Origin of the sequence: Haloarchaeobius baliensis, assembly GCF_052060055.1 — an archaeon.
Taxonomy (GTDB): Archaea; Halobacteriota; Halobacteria; order Halobacteriales; family Natrialbaceae; genus Haloarchaeobius; species Haloarchaeobius baliensis.
This window is the reverse complement of sequence record NZ_JBPPFR010000001.1, coordinates 1,037,432-1,051,258: the sequence shown is the minus strand read 5'-3', so window position 1 is coordinate 1,051,258 and position 13,827 is coordinate 1,037,432. Positions and strand designations below refer to the sequence as shown.

20 protein-coding genes and 1 tRNA gene are annotated in these 13,827 nt (G+C 66.9%); 6 read left to right on the top strand and 15 right to left on the bottom strand.

All coding sequences use genetic code 11. The features are described 5' to 3' along the window. Positions 1-97: 97 nt before the first annotated feature. Entirely contained in the window at positions 98-841 is a 744-nt protein-coding gene (gene thyX, locus ACSG06_RS05410; RefSeq protein WP_440989244.1) for an FAD-dependent thymidylate synthase, read from the top strand. 155 nt (positions 842-996) lie between these two features. Here the strand turns inward: thyX and ACSG06_RS05405 are convergent, their stop codons facing one another. Continuing rightward, positions 997-1,356 (bottom strand): winged helix-turn-helix transcriptional regulator, encoded by a 360-nt coding sequence (locus ACSG06_RS05405; RefSeq protein ID WP_440989243.1) that lies wholly within the window; start codon positions 1,354-1,356, stop codon positions 997-999. A gap of 398 nt (positions 1,357-1,754) precedes the next feature. Between ACSG06_RS05405 and ACSG06_RS05400 the strand changes: the two genes are divergently transcribed. The 5 genes from ACSG06_RS05400 to ACSG06_RS05380 all read left to right on the top strand — a co-directional run bounded on the left by ACSG06_RS05400 (position 1,755) and on the right by ACSG06_RS05380 (position 5,616). Then, a complete protein-coding gene (locus tag ACSG06_RS05400; RefSeq protein ID WP_440989242.1) occupies positions 1,755-2,120 on the top strand; it encodes a YegP family protein in 366 nt (121 codons plus the stop codon). Continuing rightward, entirely contained in the window at positions 2,117-3,289 is a 1,173-nt protein-coding gene (locus ACSG06_RS05395; protein ID WP_440989241.1) for a metal-dependent hydrolase family protein, read from the top strand. Before ACSG06_RS05400 ends, ACSG06_RS05395 begins: the two co-directional genes overlap by 4 nt. Before the next feature lie 34 nt (positions 3,290-3,323). Continuing rightward, positions 3,324-4,571, top strand: coding sequence for a helix-turn-helix transcriptional regulator (locus tag ACSG06_RS05390; RefSeq protein WP_440989240.1), 1,248 nt, complete (start codon positions 3,324-3,326; stop codon positions 4,569-4,571). A gap of 75 nt (positions 4,572-4,646) precedes the next feature. After that, positions 4,647-4,721 (top strand) — tRNA-Glu (locus tag ACSG06_RS05385). A 178-nt stretch (positions 4,722-4,899) separates the two neighbouring features. Then, complete coding sequence (locus tag ACSG06_RS05380) at positions 4,900-5,616, top strand: hypothetical protein (protein WP_440989239.1); 717 nt, start codon at positions 4,900-4,902, stop codon at positions 5,614-5,616. A gap of 58 nt (positions 5,617-5,674) precedes the next feature. On the opposite strand, the gene secY is transcribed toward ACSG06_RS05380, so the two are convergent. The 14 genes from secY to ACSG06_RS05310 form a co-directional block, all read right to left on the bottom strand. Next, positions 5,675-7,162, bottom strand: a complete 1,488-nt coding sequence (secY, locus tag ACSG06_RS05375) for a preprotein translocase subunit SecY (protein WP_440989238.1) — start codon at positions 7,160-7,162, stop codon at positions 5,675-5,677. 265 nt (positions 7,163-7,427) lie between these two features. Further along, on the bottom strand, positions 7,428-7,928 hold the full coding sequence (locus tag ACSG06_RS05370; protein ID WP_440989237.1) for an uL15m family ribosomal protein: 501 nt from the start codon (positions 7,926-7,928) through the stop codon (positions 7,428-7,430). Positions 7,929-7,930: 2 nt separating this feature from the next. Continuing rightward, entirely contained in the window at positions 7,931-8,395 is a 465-nt protein-coding gene (rpmD, locus tag ACSG06_RS05365) for a 50S ribosomal protein L30 (protein ID WP_440989236.1), read from the bottom strand. Beyond that, positions 8,395-9,039 (bottom strand): 30S ribosomal protein S5, encoded by a 645-nt coding sequence (locus ACSG06_RS05360; RefSeq protein WP_440989235.1) that lies wholly within the window; start codon positions 9,037-9,039, stop codon positions 8,395-8,397. Before ACSG06_RS05360 ends, rpmD begins: the two co-directional genes overlap by 1 nt. A gap of 1 nt (position 9,040) precedes the next feature. Beyond that, positions 9,041-9,592: a 50S ribosomal protein L18 gene (locus ACSG06_RS05355; RefSeq protein WP_089735857.1), complete on the bottom strand. Its 552-nt coding sequence runs from the start codon at positions 9,590-9,592 to the stop codon at positions 9,041-9,043. Further along, the gene (locus ACSG06_RS05350; protein WP_440989234.1) at positions 9,592-10,041 is read right to left on the bottom strand and encodes a 50S ribosomal protein L19e; all 450 of its coding nucleotides are present in this window, start codon (positions 10,039-10,041) and stop codon (positions 9,592-9,594) included. The genes ACSG06_RS05355 and ACSG06_RS05350 overlap by 1 nt, the downstream gene beginning before the upstream one ends. Beyond that, the gene (locus ACSG06_RS05345; RefSeq protein WP_440989233.1) at positions 10,034-10,741 is read right to left on the bottom strand and encodes a 50S ribosomal protein L32e; all 708 of its coding nucleotides are present in this window, start codon (positions 10,739-10,741) and stop codon (positions 10,034-10,036) included. The genes ACSG06_RS05350 and ACSG06_RS05345 overlap by 8 nt, the downstream gene beginning before the upstream one ends. Positions 10,742-10,744: 3 nt before the next feature. Next, positions 10,745-11,278, bottom strand: a complete 534-nt coding sequence (locus ACSG06_RS05340; protein ID WP_440989232.1) for a 50S ribosomal protein L6 — start codon at positions 11,276-11,278, stop codon at positions 10,745-10,747. A 4-nt stretch (positions 11,279-11,282) separates the two neighbouring features. Beyond that, complete coding sequence (locus tag ACSG06_RS05335) at positions 11,283-11,675, bottom strand: 30S ribosomal protein S8 (RefSeq protein ID WP_440989231.1); 393 nt, start codon at positions 11,673-11,675, stop codon at positions 11,283-11,285. Between the two features lie 2 nt (positions 11,676-11,677). Then, positions 11,678-11,854 (bottom strand): 30S ribosomal protein S14, encoded by a 177-nt coding sequence (locus ACSG06_RS05330; protein WP_256297180.1) that lies wholly within the window; start codon positions 11,852-11,854, stop codon positions 11,678-11,680. Next, positions 11,851-12,369, bottom strand: coding sequence for a 50S ribosomal protein L5 (locus tag ACSG06_RS05325; protein ID WP_440989230.1), 519 nt, complete (start codon positions 12,367-12,369; stop codon positions 11,851-11,853). The genes ACSG06_RS05330 and ACSG06_RS05325 overlap by 4 nt, the downstream gene beginning before the upstream one ends. Further along, positions 12,369-13,070, bottom strand: coding sequence for a 30S ribosomal protein S4e (locus tag ACSG06_RS05320; RefSeq protein WP_440989229.1), 702 nt, complete (start codon positions 13,068-13,070; stop codon positions 12,369-12,371). Before ACSG06_RS05320 ends, ACSG06_RS05325 begins: the two co-directional genes overlap by 1 nt. After that, positions 13,067-13,423, bottom strand: coding sequence for a 50S ribosomal protein L24 (gene rplX, locus ACSG06_RS05315; protein WP_440989228.1), 357 nt, complete (start codon positions 13,421-13,423; stop codon positions 13,067-13,069). The genes ACSG06_RS05320 and rplX overlap by 4 nt, the downstream gene beginning before the upstream one ends. Then, entirely contained in the window at positions 13,420-13,818 is a 399-nt protein-coding gene (locus ACSG06_RS05310; RefSeq protein ID WP_440989227.1) for a 50S ribosomal protein L14, read from the bottom strand. The genes rplX and ACSG06_RS05310 overlap by 4 nt, the downstream gene beginning before the upstream one ends. Between the last annotated feature and the right edge of the window lie 9 nt (positions 13,819-13,827).

The following is a 13,827-nucleotide window of genomic DNA, read 5'->3' as shown; positions in this document are numbered from 1 at the left end:
TTGGGAGGGTGGTGGTTTAGGGGTAGTGGTTCCGGCGGGCGACACGAATGGAACCGAATTTTTACCCTCCCCCGCGAGAGCCAGTACGACGACACGCATGAAGGTCCAACTACTCGAGGCCACGGAGGACCCGGAGGAGCTCATCTGCACGGCGGCGCGCAACGACTACTACGACGGCTACGTGGGCGAGGAGTCGTTCGAGACGGTCATGGAGAGCATCGACGGGGAGACCATGGCGGAGAAACAGGAGACGCTCATCGGCCACCTGCTCGACCACGGCCACTTCGGCCCGTTCGAGCACGTGCAGGCGACGTTCGCGGTGAAGGGCATCAGCCGCTCCTGCATGGCACAGATAACCCGGCATCGTCACGTCAGCTTCGACGTCCAGTCGATGCGCTACGTGAGCTTCGACGACGTCGATCCCGCCGAGGTCGAGGAGGGCGCGATGGTCGTGACGCCGCCGTCGGCGTCGGACCCGGACTGGGTGGGGCGCAACCAGCGGACCGGCGCGGTCGACGACGAGACCGTCGCGAAGCGCGAGGAGCTGTTCCAGCGCTCGGTGCGGCAGTCCGTCGAGGACTACCAGGAGCTGCTCGACCTGGGGATGCCGCCGGAGGACGCGCGCTTCGTGCTGCCCATCGGGACGAAGGTGAACATGGTGATGTCGATGAACGCCCGGATGCTGATGCACGTCGCCGACATGCGCGCGGCGGCCGACGCGCAGTGGGAGATCCGCGAGATGACCGAGCGCGTGCTCGACCTGGCGGGCGAGTGGTGTCCCATCACGTTCGAGCACTACGAGTCGAAGATGAAGAACCGGAAGAACCGGCTCGCGCCGTAGGCGGGAACCGGCGGCAGGGGACTCGACTCTGGAGCGCCGTCGCTCGGCGGTCGAGACAGCGGAGAGCAGGTCGGGCCGTGGACCCGAAAGCGCAGTGTGGGCGGGGACGCTACGAGGTCGTGACTACCGCACAGCGAACGGCACCGCGGCGGCCGTCACTCGTCGTCTTCGTCTTCCTCGTCGTCGGCACCACGGACGAGCGCCGCCTGGCCCTGTCCGTCGGGCTGCGGGTCGCTCGCGTGGGGGCCTTCGATGAGGGCGCCGAAGTCCTCTACCTCGTCGTACTTGTCCTGGTACATCAGCGCGATGCGGCCCTTCTTTGTGATCTCGTAGAGGCCCGAGCGCTGTGCGGGACCGATCTTCTCGACGAGGCCGTAGTCGGCCAGCACCGGCAGCCGGCTGTTGATGTTCTTGCGGCTCTTGTCGGTGTGGTGGGCGAGGTTCGTCGCGACGTTGCGACCCTGCGCCTGCAGTGCTTCGAGTATCAGGAAGTCAGTGGGTTGTCGTAGTCTCATGGTAACACGCTCCGGGTTTCGGTTTGTATCTATTACTTGGTCGCTCCTTTTATTTCTATCTAATGGCAATTCGACGGTTGCATGACCAATGGTCTCGAACGTAACACCCTGGGATAACCATTAGCGATTTTCTGCGGTAATTTTATGTAGGGGTAGGTTCAACGTGATGATAGGGTGTGACGGCAGACCCGGATTACCCGTTCGTCTGCTGCCATCCACCCTGACTGGACGACCCCCCACCCAACCCCCCCATCGCAACTCTGGTCAGAGGCACACCCCCAACCACCACCAAACGACGCCAATCCACCACCACCACTCTTCGCGTCGACTGGAGCTCCCGTGCGATCCGTCATCCCGCGCGGGTCCAGTTTTTTGTGACCACTCGTCGAACCACCGGTATGGTCGCGACGTTCGAACTGTACGAGGACCGCGCCGGACAGTACCGCTGGCGGCTGGTCGCCAGCAACGGTGAGATAATCGCGGACGGCGGCGAGGGCTACACCACGAGGGCATCCGCACGTGACGCGATCGGTCGAGTCCGGGAGCACGCACCGGACGCCGCCGTCCCGACGTTCGAGGACACCCACTTCGAGGTGTTCCGAGACAAGGCGGGCGAGTACCGCTGGCGGCTCGTCGCCGACAACGGGCGCATCCTCGCCGACAGCGGCGAGGGCTACGCGAGCAAGCACGGGGCGCGAGATGCGGCAGCGCGTGTCCAGCAGCGCGTGACCGACGCGGACACCGAGGAGCTGGAGGACGCGTGAGCCACACACTCGTCGTCCGGGACGGAACCGTGGTCGACCACCGGGGCGCCCGCGAGGCGGACGTGGTCGCCGTCGACGGTGAGATCACCCGGGTCGAGGACGCCACCGAGGTGGACGCGGACACCACCGTCCACGCCGACGGGGCGTACGTCGCGCCGGGACTCGTCGACGCCCACGTCCACCTGATGATGGACGCCGGCCCCGATCCGGCGAGCGACGTCGACCGGTCGACCGCGTCGCTTACCTACCGCGCGGCGAGCAACCTCCGCGACGCGCTCGCCGCGGGCGTCACGACCGTCCGGGACCTCGGCGCGCCCGACGAGATCGCACTCGAGGCCGCAGCAGCCGTCGAGGCGGGCGTCCTTCCCGGGCCACGCGTCGTCGCCTGCGGCCGCAACGTCGTGATGACCGGCGGGCACGGCCACTGGTTCGGCCGCGAGGCCGACGGCCCCGCGGAGATCAGGAAGGCCGTCCGCGAGCAGCTCAAGGCCGGCGCCGCGGTCGTCAAGTGCATGGCCACCGGTGGCGTGCTCACACCCGGTGCGAACACGGGCGCGCCCGAACTCACACGCGACGAACTCCGGACACTCGTCGACGCCGCGAGCGCGAAGGGCGTCCCCACCGCGGCTCACGCCCACGGCACCGACGGCATCCGCAACGCCGTCGAAGCCGGTATCGACAGCATCGAGCACGGCACGTTCATGGACGCCGTGGCCGCCGAGGAGATGGCGGAGAGCGGCACCTACTGGGTCCCGACGGCGAGCGCGCTCGCCGGCATCGTCGACAACGCAGCGACCGCACCCATCCCCGACTACGCCGTCGAGAAGGCCAGGGAGGCACAGGCCGCGTTCGAGGAGGCGTTCGAACACGCGCTGGCAGCGGACGTCACCATCGCGATGGGCACCGACGCGGGCACCCCGTTCAACACGTTCGCGGACATCCCCCAGGAGCTGGCGCTGATGGTCGAGTACGGCATGACACCCGAGACGGCGTTCGAGGCCGCCACACGCACCAGCGCGGAGCTCCTCGGCGTCGACGCCGGCCGGGTCGAACCCGGGACGAACGCGGATCTGGTCCTGCTGCCCGACGACCCACGCACCTCGGTCGACGTCTGGTCGGACATCGAGGCCGTGGTCACCCGCGGACAGCAGTTCGACCCGCGGACCTAGCGTTCTTAATCCCTCCCCGAGTAAGGGGTGACGAATGCGTCGGCTACTCGGTGTGGGAGCGCTCGTCCTGCTCGCGGTGAGCGTCGTCGTGCTCGCCGGTGGCGCCACGGCGGCGGCACCCGGGCCAGACGGGTCTGTCCACGCTCCTCCAAACTCGACGGGCGCGCTCGGCAGTGCACAGGAGTTCGACCGCACACAGTTCCGCATCCGCGTCTTCGAGAACGGCTCTGCGCGGTTCGCCATCCACTACGAGCGCCAGCTCGCGAACGAGTCCGAGCGCCAGCAGTTCCAGGAGTTCGCGACGGAGTTCGAGTCCAACGAGACCGAGCTGTACACGAACTTCGAGCGCCGCGCGCGCAACCTGGTCGCGTTCGGCCGCAACGAGACCGGGCGCGAGATGACCGCGACGGCGTTCCGTCGGGGCGCCAGCGAGGAACCGACGTTCGACGGCCACGTCGGCATCGTCAACATGTCGTTCCGCTGGACCGCGTTCGCACAGACCAGTGGCGACCAGGTCGTCGTCGCGGACGTGTTCGAGGGTGGGTTCTACATCGGCCCCGCACAGTCGCTCGTCTTCCTGCCCGGCGACGGGCTCGTGTTCGAGAGCGTCTCCCCGGAGGGCGAGTTCTCGGCCCCCACGCCGGCCGGGAGCGACAGCGTCACCTGGCAGGGCGAACGCAGCTTCTCCGACCAGCGCCCGCGCGTCGTCTACGTCGCGGGGTCGGCCGCGGGGACCACGACGGGCGGCGGCGGGACCAGCGGCGGTGGCGGCACCACCACGGGCGGCGGTGGCTCGACCGCCACGACGCCCGAACAGGGCGGCGGCGGCAGCTCGTTCCCGATGCTCCCCGTCATGCTCGGGCTGTTGCTCGTGGCCGGCGCCGGTGCGGTGGTCTGGCTCCGTCGTCGCGAGGACGGCGACGACACCGGCGCGACGGCCACCGGCAGTCCGGCCGACGCCACCGGGGGTGACGCGACGACAGCGTCACAACCCGAAGAACCCAGCGTCCCCGACGAGGAGCTGCTCACCGACGAGGACCGCGTCGTCGAACTCCTCACCGAGAACGGCGGCCGGATGCGCCAGTCCAACATCGTCGACGAGACCGACTGGTCGAAGTCCAAGGTCAGCATGCTGCTCTCGGACATGGAGGACGACGGCAGCATCAGCAAGCTCCGCGTCGGCCGCGAGAACATCGTCAGCCTCGCCGGCCACGAACCAGACGCCGTCGGCTCGCCGTTCGACGACGAGGAGGGCGAAGACGGCGAGGACGACGGACGGTAAACCGCCCCACGGCGAGGCCGAAACGCAAGGGTTTTACTTGTACCGCCGAAAGCAGGTGATGCGAAGAAGCACACCGCTCCGTTGGTGTAGTCCGGCCAATCATCTTGCCCTCTCACGGCAAGGACCAGGGTTCGAATCCCTGACGGAGCACTTCTCACGAAGCAAGTCACCGAGCGACAGCGAGGTGGCTTGCGAGGACAGAAGCGCGCACGCCCAGGGATTCGAATCAGGGAGCGGAACGAAGTGGAGCGACCGTGGTTCGAATCCCTGACGGAGCCCGGCTTCCCGACCACACGTTCATATCCCAGGCCGGCAAACGAAGACAGCGATGCCCACCATCCCCGAGAGCCTCCTCGCGATCGACATCGAGACCGCGAGCCCGAACCGATCGCCGGAGGGCGGCGACTTCCGGGACACGGACTACTTCGAGCTCGTCGCGGTCGGCCTCGGCCACCAGCGCGCGCCCGGCGCGCCCGTCGAGACGGGAGTCCTCTTCCGCGACGGTGGCTGGGGCGTCGAGGCGACGGCCGACCTGCTCAGACGGATCGACGACTGGTGTCGGGGGCGCGAGGCCGACGCCGTCCTCACCCACAACGGCAACCGGTTCGACGCGATCCACCTCGGCGGCTGGGCACAGCGGGCCGTCGAACACGGAACGTGGCCGGAGGCAGCCAGCCGCCTCGACGCGCTGTTCGAGCACCACGTGGACCTGAACCCACTCGCGGTCGATGCCTACGCCCAGCGCCTCGAATCCTGGCGCACCACGGTCGCACTGGAGGACGTCTGTCGCTGGGAGGGGATCCCGGTCGAGTCGACGCACTACGCCGACTACGACGTCGGCCCGGTCGCGAACCATCCCGCCATCGACGGCCCGACGGTGACGAACGTCCACATCGGCAGGGTGCTCGGCGAGGCGTACGTCGCCCAACTCGTCGAGGGCCGCACCGACACCCACGAGTTCGCCGAGCTGGAGCGCCTGCTCACCGACTACACGAGAGCCGACATCGAACCGCTGTTCCGGCTCGCGCGGTCGTTCGCCGACTGAGCGGCTGCTCTGCGGTGGTGGTCGACACGAGACGAGAATCGAAACGGGGTTTCGGACGTCAGTTGCCGAACATCTGGCGCATCATCGGGTGCATCTCCATGAGCTGCTCCTCGGCGATCTCCTCGTACAGCTTGTACGTGATGGAGACCGTGAGCAGCAGACCGGTGCCGGTGACGCTCCCGACGGTGCCGAGCATGTTCGCCATGACGGCGAGCAGGCCGACGAGCGCGCCGCCGATGACGGTCACCTGCGGGATGTAGCGCTCCATGACCTTCTCGATGACGCCGACGTTCTGGCGGAAGCCGGGGATCTGCATCCCGGAGTTCTGGATCTGTCGGGCGGTGGACTTCGGACCCATGTCGGTCGTCTCCACCCAGAAGATGGCGAAGATGGCCCCGCCGGCGATCATGAACGTGAGGTCGACGCCGACACGGGCGATGACGTGGATGACGCCCTCCTGTGCTGCGACGGTCGCTGCCGTCCCGGTCTGGTCACCCCACCAGATCCAGTCGCTGGGACGCTGGACCGGAGCGAGGTAGTAGAACAGCCCGCCGATGGCCTGCCCGCTGCTGTTGTACTCGACGAGCCAGGCGGGAGCGCTCCCGAGGCTGTTGAGACCGCGGCCGAGGAACTGGATGTTCGCCTGCAGCGCGCGGACGAGGATCATCGGCAGGACGCTGGCGTAGATGAGCTTCACCGGGAAGCGACCGCGGGCACCCTTCACCCGTGCGTGGCTCAGGGGGATCTCCACGCGCACGCTCTCCGCGTAGACGACGATACCGAAGATGAGGAGCGTGGTCACCAGCGCGATGATGTGACCCTGGTTGAACAGGAGGTCCTGGAACCCGGCCTGCGTGAACACGTTGACGCTCGTGTTGCCGGCCACGATGCTGAACCAGTCGCGGAACACCGCGATGAACCCGGTGACGAGCCGCTGGCTCACGCCGGCGATGATGAACAGCCCGATACCGGAGCCGACGCCCCACTTGCTCACGATCTCGTCCATGAACAGGATGAGGACGCCACCGATGAAGATCTGGGCGAAGATGAGCAGCTTCGTGGCCATCGGCGCGTTTCCGACGCCGACGAAGCCCGCCATGACCTCCTGTGCACCCGGCGCAGCCGGGAGGATTCCAGACGAGAGGAACACCATCGGGACGGCGGTGAGCACCGTCATCACCAGCACCAGCACCTTCTGGAGGCCCTGGTAGAGGATCTGGTCACGGGGGTCGTCCGTGTCGAGTCCGAGGAGGTTCGCGCCGCCGAGCAGCTGCAGGACGATGCTCGCGGTGACTATCGGCCCGATGCCGAGGTGCAGTATCGAGCGATTGGCACCGGCCAGGATCGACCGGAACTGTCCGAACGCGTCGCCTCCGCCGACGCCGACAGGCTGTGTTCCGTAGACAGTGATCGTCGTGAGGAAGAAGTACAGTACCAGTATGCCGCCGGTCCAGCCCAGCTTCCGCTTGAAGGGGACGTGACCGTCCGGTCGCTGGACCGAGGGCATCCTGGTAAGGACCGGTTCGGCGGCTTCTTTCCAACCCATATACGGGGACAAACCGGACGGATGCTTGTATGTACTTCGCTTTGCTCGCGCCGGAGCCGCGGGCACGCACCTGCCGAAATCGGGGGCGAGACCGAGCGCACCCTGAAGATGGGCTTCGAGACGAAGCGCGACATTCCGGCCGTGACGAGCGGATGTCGGTTCGCACTGACGACGGCCCCGCGAGCGACCCGTCGGTCGGGCCGCTGGCTCCTCGTCGGTGGGTCGTCGAGAGAACCGCAGAAAGGCGTCAGACGGCGTCGACGGGCTACTCTGCGGCCGCGTCTTCGCCTTCGTCCTCGTCGGCCTCGTCCTCCTCGGCGCTCTCCGCGCGCTCGGAGAGGACGGCCTCGCCACCGGCCTCCTCGATGAGGCCACGGGCGCTCGCGCTGAAGGCGTCTGCGGTGACGGCCAGCTCGTTGCGGACCTGCCCACCGCCGAGCACCTTCACGACGTCGGCGTCGTAGCCGCCGTCGACCACGTCGCGGGCGTCGATGACGTACGTGTCATCGTCCTGCTCGGCGAGGTCCTCGGCCGCGTAGAGGACCGCGTCCTCGTCGAGCTTCTGGACGTTGATCTCGACGACGTCGTCCTGGACGTCCTGCGGGCGCTTGAACCCGTGCTTGCCGAGCGGTTCGTAGTTGTGGAACTCGTGCTTGTCGCGGCCAGCACGGCCACGGCCGCCACGGTGGCCGGCCCCACGACGGTTCTTGTGGGTACCGCCACCGTGCGTGCGCGAGCCGCGCTGGCGTCGTTTCTTGCTCGTCATTGTTATCGCATTGCCTCGAGGAGCGTGTCGATCTCCTCGGTCGTGTGCTTGCCGAGCTCGCCACCCTCCTTGGTCGGGTGCTTGATGCCGTCGTGCCCCTTGCGCGGGGGGTGCAGGCGCAGGACCGGGGAGAGACCCTCGTCCGTGAGGGTCGTCTCCTCGGCCAGCAGCGCCTCGGCGAGCTCGTCGATACTGCCGTAGTCGGTCTCCTCGGCGACCCACTCGTCCGTGAGTGCCTCGCCGGTGGCCTCTACCTCGCCACGCTTCGCGAGCACCGTCGCCAGGACGTCCTGGCTGGGCTCGCCCATCGCGACGTAGTCGTTGACCTTCGTGAGCATGCCACGGTAGCTGGGCGTCTCGGGCACCAGCGTCGCGTGGTTCACGCGGTTGATGTTGAGCATCGACAGCGTGTCGTCGACGTCGCCGGAGCGGTCGACCTCGCCGCGGAGCTGGACGACTGCCTGCATCACTCGGCCACCTCCTCGGCGGACTGGAGACGTGCACGACGCGACTGGGAGGCGTTCTCCAGTGCGTTGAACGTCGCCTTCGCGAAGTTGACCGTCGTGCGCGTGTTGCCGTAGCTCTTGGTCCAGGCGTCCTCGATGCCCGCGAGCTCCAGCACCTTGCGGACGGTGTCGGAGGCCGCGAGCCCCAGCCCGAGCGGGGCGGGGATGAGCTCGACCTCGACCGAGCCGGCCTTGCCCGACGTGCGGTGGGTCAGCGAGTGCGGCTTCGTGCTCCGGTCCTCCCAGGAGCCCGAGCCACGAGGCACGTCGATGATGTTCAGCTTGGCGATGCCGATTGCCTTCTGGATGGCGGCTCCGACCTGATCGTCACGCCCCTCGGCGTAGCCGACGTAGCCGTCGCGGTTGCCGATAGCGACGACGCAGCGGAACTTCACCCGCCGACCGGAGTCGGTCATCCGCTGGACCATGTTGATGTCCAGCACCTCGTCCTCCAGCCCCGGCAGGAGCTGGTCAGTGACTTCCGGCTCCTTCAGCGGGAGCCCGGAGTTGAGGGCGGCCTCCATCGAGTCGATCTCGCCCTCCTGTACCTTCTTACCGAGCCGTGTGACGGGTTCCCAGCCGTCGTTGTAGTTGTTGCCGCTCATGTTATCGCTCCATCAGGGTCTCGCGCACTTCGTCGAAGTGCTCGGGAAGGTCCGTTGCGTCGAAGTCACCGCTGTAGAGCGGCTCGTCGAGTTGCTCTGCGTACTCGGCGATGTGCTCGCCGCGGTTCCGTGGCCACTCGGCCAGTACGTCGTCGTTGTGCGGGATGTCGAGACCGGCGTCGATCGCGCCCTCCTGCACCGCGAACACCTTCGAACCGGGTGTCGCCGTGTTGAGGCCGATGTCGAGCACCGCTTCCTCGACGCCTGCATCGAGTGCGCGCTTGCCTGCGAGGAGTCCGGTCAGGTACGCCGCGGGCAGGTTGCCCGTGGGCGCCTCCCAGCCGAAGTCCGCCAGGTCCTCGGAGGTCGCACTCGCGAGTGTCTCGTCGCCCTGGGTGCCGGGGACTATCAGCTGCGCCGTGGCGTGCTTGTTGCTCTTTCGAGCGACGAGCCGTGGCTTGCCGGATTTCAGCAGGCGCAACCTCTGATGGTAGTCCGTCCGGACCTCGCGGCGACGACGCATCGGAACCTTATATCGTGGTCCTGTCGCCATTATTGGTCACCGTAGTTGTTTTCGATGTAGTTCAGCAGGTACTGGACGCTCCGGAACTCGCCACCGCGGGCCTTGTTGTAGAGCTCGCGGTACTGGGTGCGGTCGATCTCGCCCTCAGCACGGAGTTCGTGGAGCTTCTTTCGCTGCGCTCTGATGCGGTTCTGCCACTCCTTCTTCGGGTCGGAGCGCCCGCCCTTCTTGCCGCGGCGCTTGCCGGGCCCCTTCTGGTGCCCGTAGGCGCGCTTGGCCTTCCGCTCGCGGGAGCGACCCTTGGAGTTGCCGCGCTTCTCTTCGGCTCGAATCGTACCCTCGTTGACCAGCTCGCGGATGTCCTCGCGGGTGATCGCCTCCGAGATGTCGGCCTGTGCGTCCGGGTCGAACCAGACGCGGTTCTTGCCGACGTCGAGGACGTCTGCAGCCAGTCGCTTCTGGGCGGACAGATCAGTCATCCGAATCCACCTCGACTTCGACGTAGGTCGGGTTCAGCACGCGGATGCCGTTCTCCTCCGCACGCTCCTCGATGCGCTCGCGCTTGCGAGCGCCGACCTTGGAGGCGATGCGGACCGCTTCCGTGTCGCCGTCGACACCCTCGAGGTCGTCCACGTTGTGCACGTAGACCTCCTCGAAGCCCGAGGGGTGCTTGCCGCGCACCGCCTTCGGGGTCCGGAAGCCGGCCGCGACCTTCGGGCCCTTGCCCTTGATGCCGCGTCGCTGCTTCGAGAGACCACCGGTCGGGCGCCGCCACGATTCGGGCGTGCGCTTCTTCTTGTGGTAGTCCTGCCGCCTGAAGGCGGGCTTGCCCACCTTCTGTCGCTGCTTGAGGAGCCGCTCGTGCTCTTCGGAGAGCTCGGGCGTCTTGTCCGCGAGCCCGCGGGGCTGGAGTTCGGTCTCCACGTCCTCCTCGGGTTCCTCCTCTTCGTCCTCGTCGCCCTCGATCTCGGCCTCGGTGTCCTCGCTGACTTCGAGGTCACCGACGTCGGCCTTGATACGGGCGGCGAGCGCGTTCCCGATGCCCTCGACGTCCGAGAGCTCGGACTGCGACGCGGCCTTCACGTCCTCGACGGTCTCGTAGCCGGCTGCGCGGAGCGCATCGGCCTTGGACTCGCCGACACCGCTGATATCTTCGAGTTCCTGTGGGTCGTCTGCCATGCGTTAGGCACCTCCCTTCGCGGGCTTCTTCGTGATGTAGACGCCGTCCTGGAACACGCGAGTGTCCTTCCCGCTGACGCGGGTCAGCTGCTCGATGTCGGCGGCGGTCTGTCCGACGGCCTCCTTGTCAGGGCCGGAGAGGGTCAGCTCCTCACCGTCGACCTGCACGTCGGTGTCGCCGTGGATGTTCGTTCGTCGCGGTGCCTTCTCGCCGAGGAAGTTCTCGATGACGACTGCGCCGTTGTCGACCTGCACCTTCATCGGGAAGTGAGAGTAGAAGACCTCCATCTCGTACTCCCATCCGTCGGTCACACCGTGGAACATGTTGGTGATGTGACTCTCGAAGGTGCCGACGGTGGCGTTCGTCTTCGCGTCGGATGCGTCGGACTCGACGACGACCTGGTCGCCCTCGACGCTCACGGTGATGTCGGGGAACCAGAGTCGGCGTGTGACCGACCCGTTCGGACCCTCGACCGTGAGGTCGAGATGGTCCATCTCGGCTGTTACGTCGTCCGGAATGTCCAGTTCTACTCGCATTGTCTTAGTACACGTATGCGATAACCTGGCCACCGACTCCCTGCTCGCGCGCCTCGTAGTGGCTCATGACGCCCTGGCTGGTCGTCACGATGAGCGCACCGTAGTCGCGTGCCGGCAGGAACCGCTTCTCCCACGTCTCGAACTCGTCGGACGCGACGGAGTAGCGCGGTTTGACGGGGCCGCATTCGTTTATCGCACCTTTCAGTTCGACCTCGAAGCGACCGGACTTGCCGTCGTCGACGAACTCGAAGCCGTCGATGTACCCGCGGTCGTAGAAGACCTCGAGCACGCTCCCGATCTCGTTGGAGGCGGGCGATACCGTGTGGGTGAGATGCCCGACGCCCTCGGCGTTGTCGATGCCGGAGAGCGCGTTGCTGAATGGGTCGTTACCTGTCATTGTTATCGGTACTTCTTGAAGCCCATGTCGCGGGCGATCTCTCGGAAGCACTGCCGGCACAGCCAGATGTCGTACTTGCCAACGAGGCCCTGCTTGCGGCCACAGCGCTGGCACTCCTCCATCTGACCGGTCCGCTTTGCGGCGTGCTCGCCGGTGTCTAGTTCTTCGCTTTCACTCATCGTGTCACCTCGACGTCGAAGTTGGCCTCGACGAAGGTGATCGCGTCCTCCGCGACGAGGCGGTGGTTCGACGGGATCGGCTGGGACCGCTTGTCGCGCTTGGCGACGCGGTAGCCCGGGCGGACGAGGTTGACCGTGACGTCCAGCCCGAAGATCCCGACGTTCGGGTCGTACTCCTGGGACGGGAAGTCCGTGTGCTCCTCGATGCCGAAGCTGAAGTTGCCGGTCTCGTCGAACTGCGTCTCGGCAACGTCCGCGAGTGCGAGCGCGGTCTCGAGGAACTCGTGGGCGTCCTCGCCACGAAGCGTGACCTTCGTGCCGATGGGGTCGCCCTGACGGATGCCGAAGTCCGGCATCGTCGACTTGGCCTTGGTCCGGACCGACTCCTGACCCGTGACCGCCTCGATGATGTCCTCCGCGTTCGCGAGCTCGCGACCACCCTCGCCGACGCCCATGTGGACGACGACCTTCTCGATGGTGGGCTCACGCATCTTGTGGAACTCGGCCTCCGACATCAGTCGTCACCTCCGACGAAGTTCTCGTCGATGACGACGACGTACTCCTCGATGGTCTCGAACTGGCCGTCGTCCTGCGTGACGGTGACCGTGTTCGAGCCCGAGCCGGGAGTGACGTCGATCTGCTCGATCTCGCCGACCTCGCCAGCGTGGCTGCCGGCGACGGCCGTGACGAGCGCACCCTCCTCGTACGGGAAGTGCGCGACGATGTCGGTCCCCTCGTTGGAGACGACGAGCGAGTCGTTCCCGCCGTACTCGGAGGCGTCCTCGAGCTGGAGCGTCTGTCCGTCGTGCAGCGTGAGCTGCGTCTCGCCGCCAGTGACCTGGCGCTTGCCGACGATCTTGCCCAGCTTCGAGTCCGCGGCGTCCGCCTCGATGGGGGTCAGCGAGAGCCGACCGCCCTCGTCGGGGAAGACGCGGTAGTACTCGTCACGCTCGGTGAACGCGACGATGTCGAACATGCCGATGGGGCGCTGCTCGTCGGAGACCGCGACGCCGTTGACCAGGACGGTGTCCTGGTTGAGGGCGTAGCGGGCCTCCTTCTTCGAGTCGACGTAGCCCAGCACGTCCCGCAGGAGGATGACCAGCGGGACGCCGGCCTCGCCGTGCGGGCCGGAGTCGGCCTTCACGGTGAACGTCTCGGTCTTTCGCTCGACCGGCCAGGACTTCGGGACGGAGAGTCGCTTCTGGTGCTTGGTCATTCGTCATCACCTTCCAGACGCGCGACCCGCACCTCGTCCTCGAGGTCCAGCTCCGTGATGCGGACGTTCGACGGCTCGAGACGGCGCGGCACTTCCTCGCCGTCGGCGGTCTCGAGCGTGACCTCCTCGACCGAGATCGTGCCGGCCTTCACGTCGACGTCGAGGACCTCGCCCTCGTCGCCCGCGAAGTCACCGCGCATGACCTCGACCGTGTCGCCCGCGTTGATGCGGGCACGACGCTGTCCGTACTCCTCGCGGAGGTCCTCGGCCAGCGTCGCGTTGAGCTGCTTGCCCTTCTGGTGCAGGGGCGCGTGCTCGGCGTTGTTTCGCTGTTTGCGTGGTTGTCGTGTCATACTATCATCGTAGCCGTGGATGCGACGCTTCCGAAGCGCTCTGCGACCTCACGCGCGATGGGACCCTTGATCTCCGAGCCCTGCGGTTCCTCGTTCTCGTTGACGAGGACGGCCGCGTTGTCTTCGAACTTCACGCGCGTGCCGTCGGGACGGCGGATGGGCTTGCGCTGGCGGATGATGACTGCCTCCTTGACCTGGCGACGCTCTTCGGGCGTCCCCTTGGTCACCGAGACGGTCACCTTGTCGCCGATGCCAGCCTTGGGGTGCCGGTTCTTGGTGCCGTGGTAGCCGGAGACCGAGATGATCTTCAGCTCGCGGGCACCACTGTTGTCGGAACAGTGGATCAGCGACCCCTTCTCGAGGCCCTGCGTGACGTCGGCCTTCAGGGCCTCCATCAGGCGTCA

Excerpts from the sequence above, each read along its gene's own strand:
- thyX (WP_440989244.1), top strand. The coding sequence starts at position 98 with ATGAAGGTCCAACTACTCGAGGCCACGGAGGACCCGGAGGAGCTCATC.
- ACSG06_RS05405 (WP_440989243.1), bottom strand. The coding sequence starts at position 1,356 with ATGAGACTACGACAACCCACTGACTTCCTGATACTCGAAGCACTGCAG.
- ACSG06_RS05400 (WP_440989242.1), top strand. The coding sequence starts at position 1,755 with ATGGTCGCGACGTTCGAACTGTACGAGGACCGCGCCGGACAGTACCGC.
- ACSG06_RS05390 (WP_440989240.1), top strand. The coding sequence starts at position 3,324 with ATGCGTCGGCTACTCGGTGTGGGAGCGCTCGTCCTGCTCGCGGTGAGC.
- ACSG06_RS05380 (WP_440989239.1), top strand. The coding sequence starts at position 4,900 with ATGCCCACCATCCCCGAGAGCCTCCTCGCGATCGACATCGAGACCGCG.
- secY (WP_440989238.1), bottom strand. The coding sequence starts at position 7,162 with ATGGGTTGGAAAGAAGCCGCCGAACCGGTCCTTACCAGGATGCCCTCG.
- ACSG06_RS05370 (WP_440989237.1), bottom strand. The coding sequence starts at position 7,928 with ATGACGAGCAAGAAACGACGCCAGCGCGGCTCGCGCACGCACGGTGGC.
- rpmD (WP_440989236.1), bottom strand. The coding sequence starts at position 8,395 with ATGCAGGCAGTCGTCCAGCTCCGCGGCGAGGTCGACCGCTCCGGCGAC.
- ACSG06_RS05360 (WP_440989235.1), bottom strand. The coding sequence starts at position 9,039 with ATGAGCGGCAACAACTACAACGACGGCTGGGAACCCGTCACACGGCTC.
- ACSG06_RS05355 (WP_089735857.1), bottom strand. The coding sequence starts at position 9,592 with ATGGCGACAGGACCACGATATAAGGTTCCGATGCGTCGTCGCCGCGAG.
- ACSG06_RS05350 (WP_440989234.1), bottom strand. The coding sequence starts at position 10,041 with ATGACTGATCTGTCCGCCCAGAAGCGACTGGCTGCAGACGTCCTCGAC.
- ACSG06_RS05345 (WP_440989233.1), bottom strand. The coding sequence starts at position 10,741 with ATGGCAGACGACCCACAGGAACTCGAAGATATCAGCGGTGTCGGCGAG.
- ACSG06_RS05340 (WP_440989232.1), bottom strand. The coding sequence starts at position 11,278 with ATGCGAGTAGAACTGGACATTCCGGACGACGTAACAGCCGAGATGGAC.
- ACSG06_RS05335 (WP_440989231.1), bottom strand. The coding sequence starts at position 11,675 with ATGACAGGTAACGACCCATTCAGCAACGCGCTCTCCGGCATCGACAAC.
- ACSG06_RS05330 (WP_256297180.1), bottom strand. The coding sequence starts at position 11,854 with ATGAGTGAAAGCGAAGAACTAGACACCGGCGAGCACGCCGCAAAGCGG.
- ACSG06_RS05325 (WP_440989230.1), bottom strand. The coding sequence starts at position 12,369 with ATGTCGGAGGCCGAGTTCCACAAGATGCGTGAGCCCACCATCGAGAAG.
- ACSG06_RS05320 (WP_440989229.1), bottom strand. The coding sequence starts at position 13,070 with ATGACCAAGCACCAGAAGCGACTCTCCGTCCCGAAGTCCTGGCCGGTC.
- rplX (WP_440989228.1), bottom strand. The coding sequence starts at position 13,423 with ATGACACGACAACCACGCAAACAGCGAAACAACGCCGAGCACGCGCCC.
- ACSG06_RS05310 (WP_440989227.1), bottom strand. The coding sequence starts at position 13,818 with ATGGAGGCCCTGAAGGCCGACGTCACGCAGGGCCTCGAGAAGGGGTCG.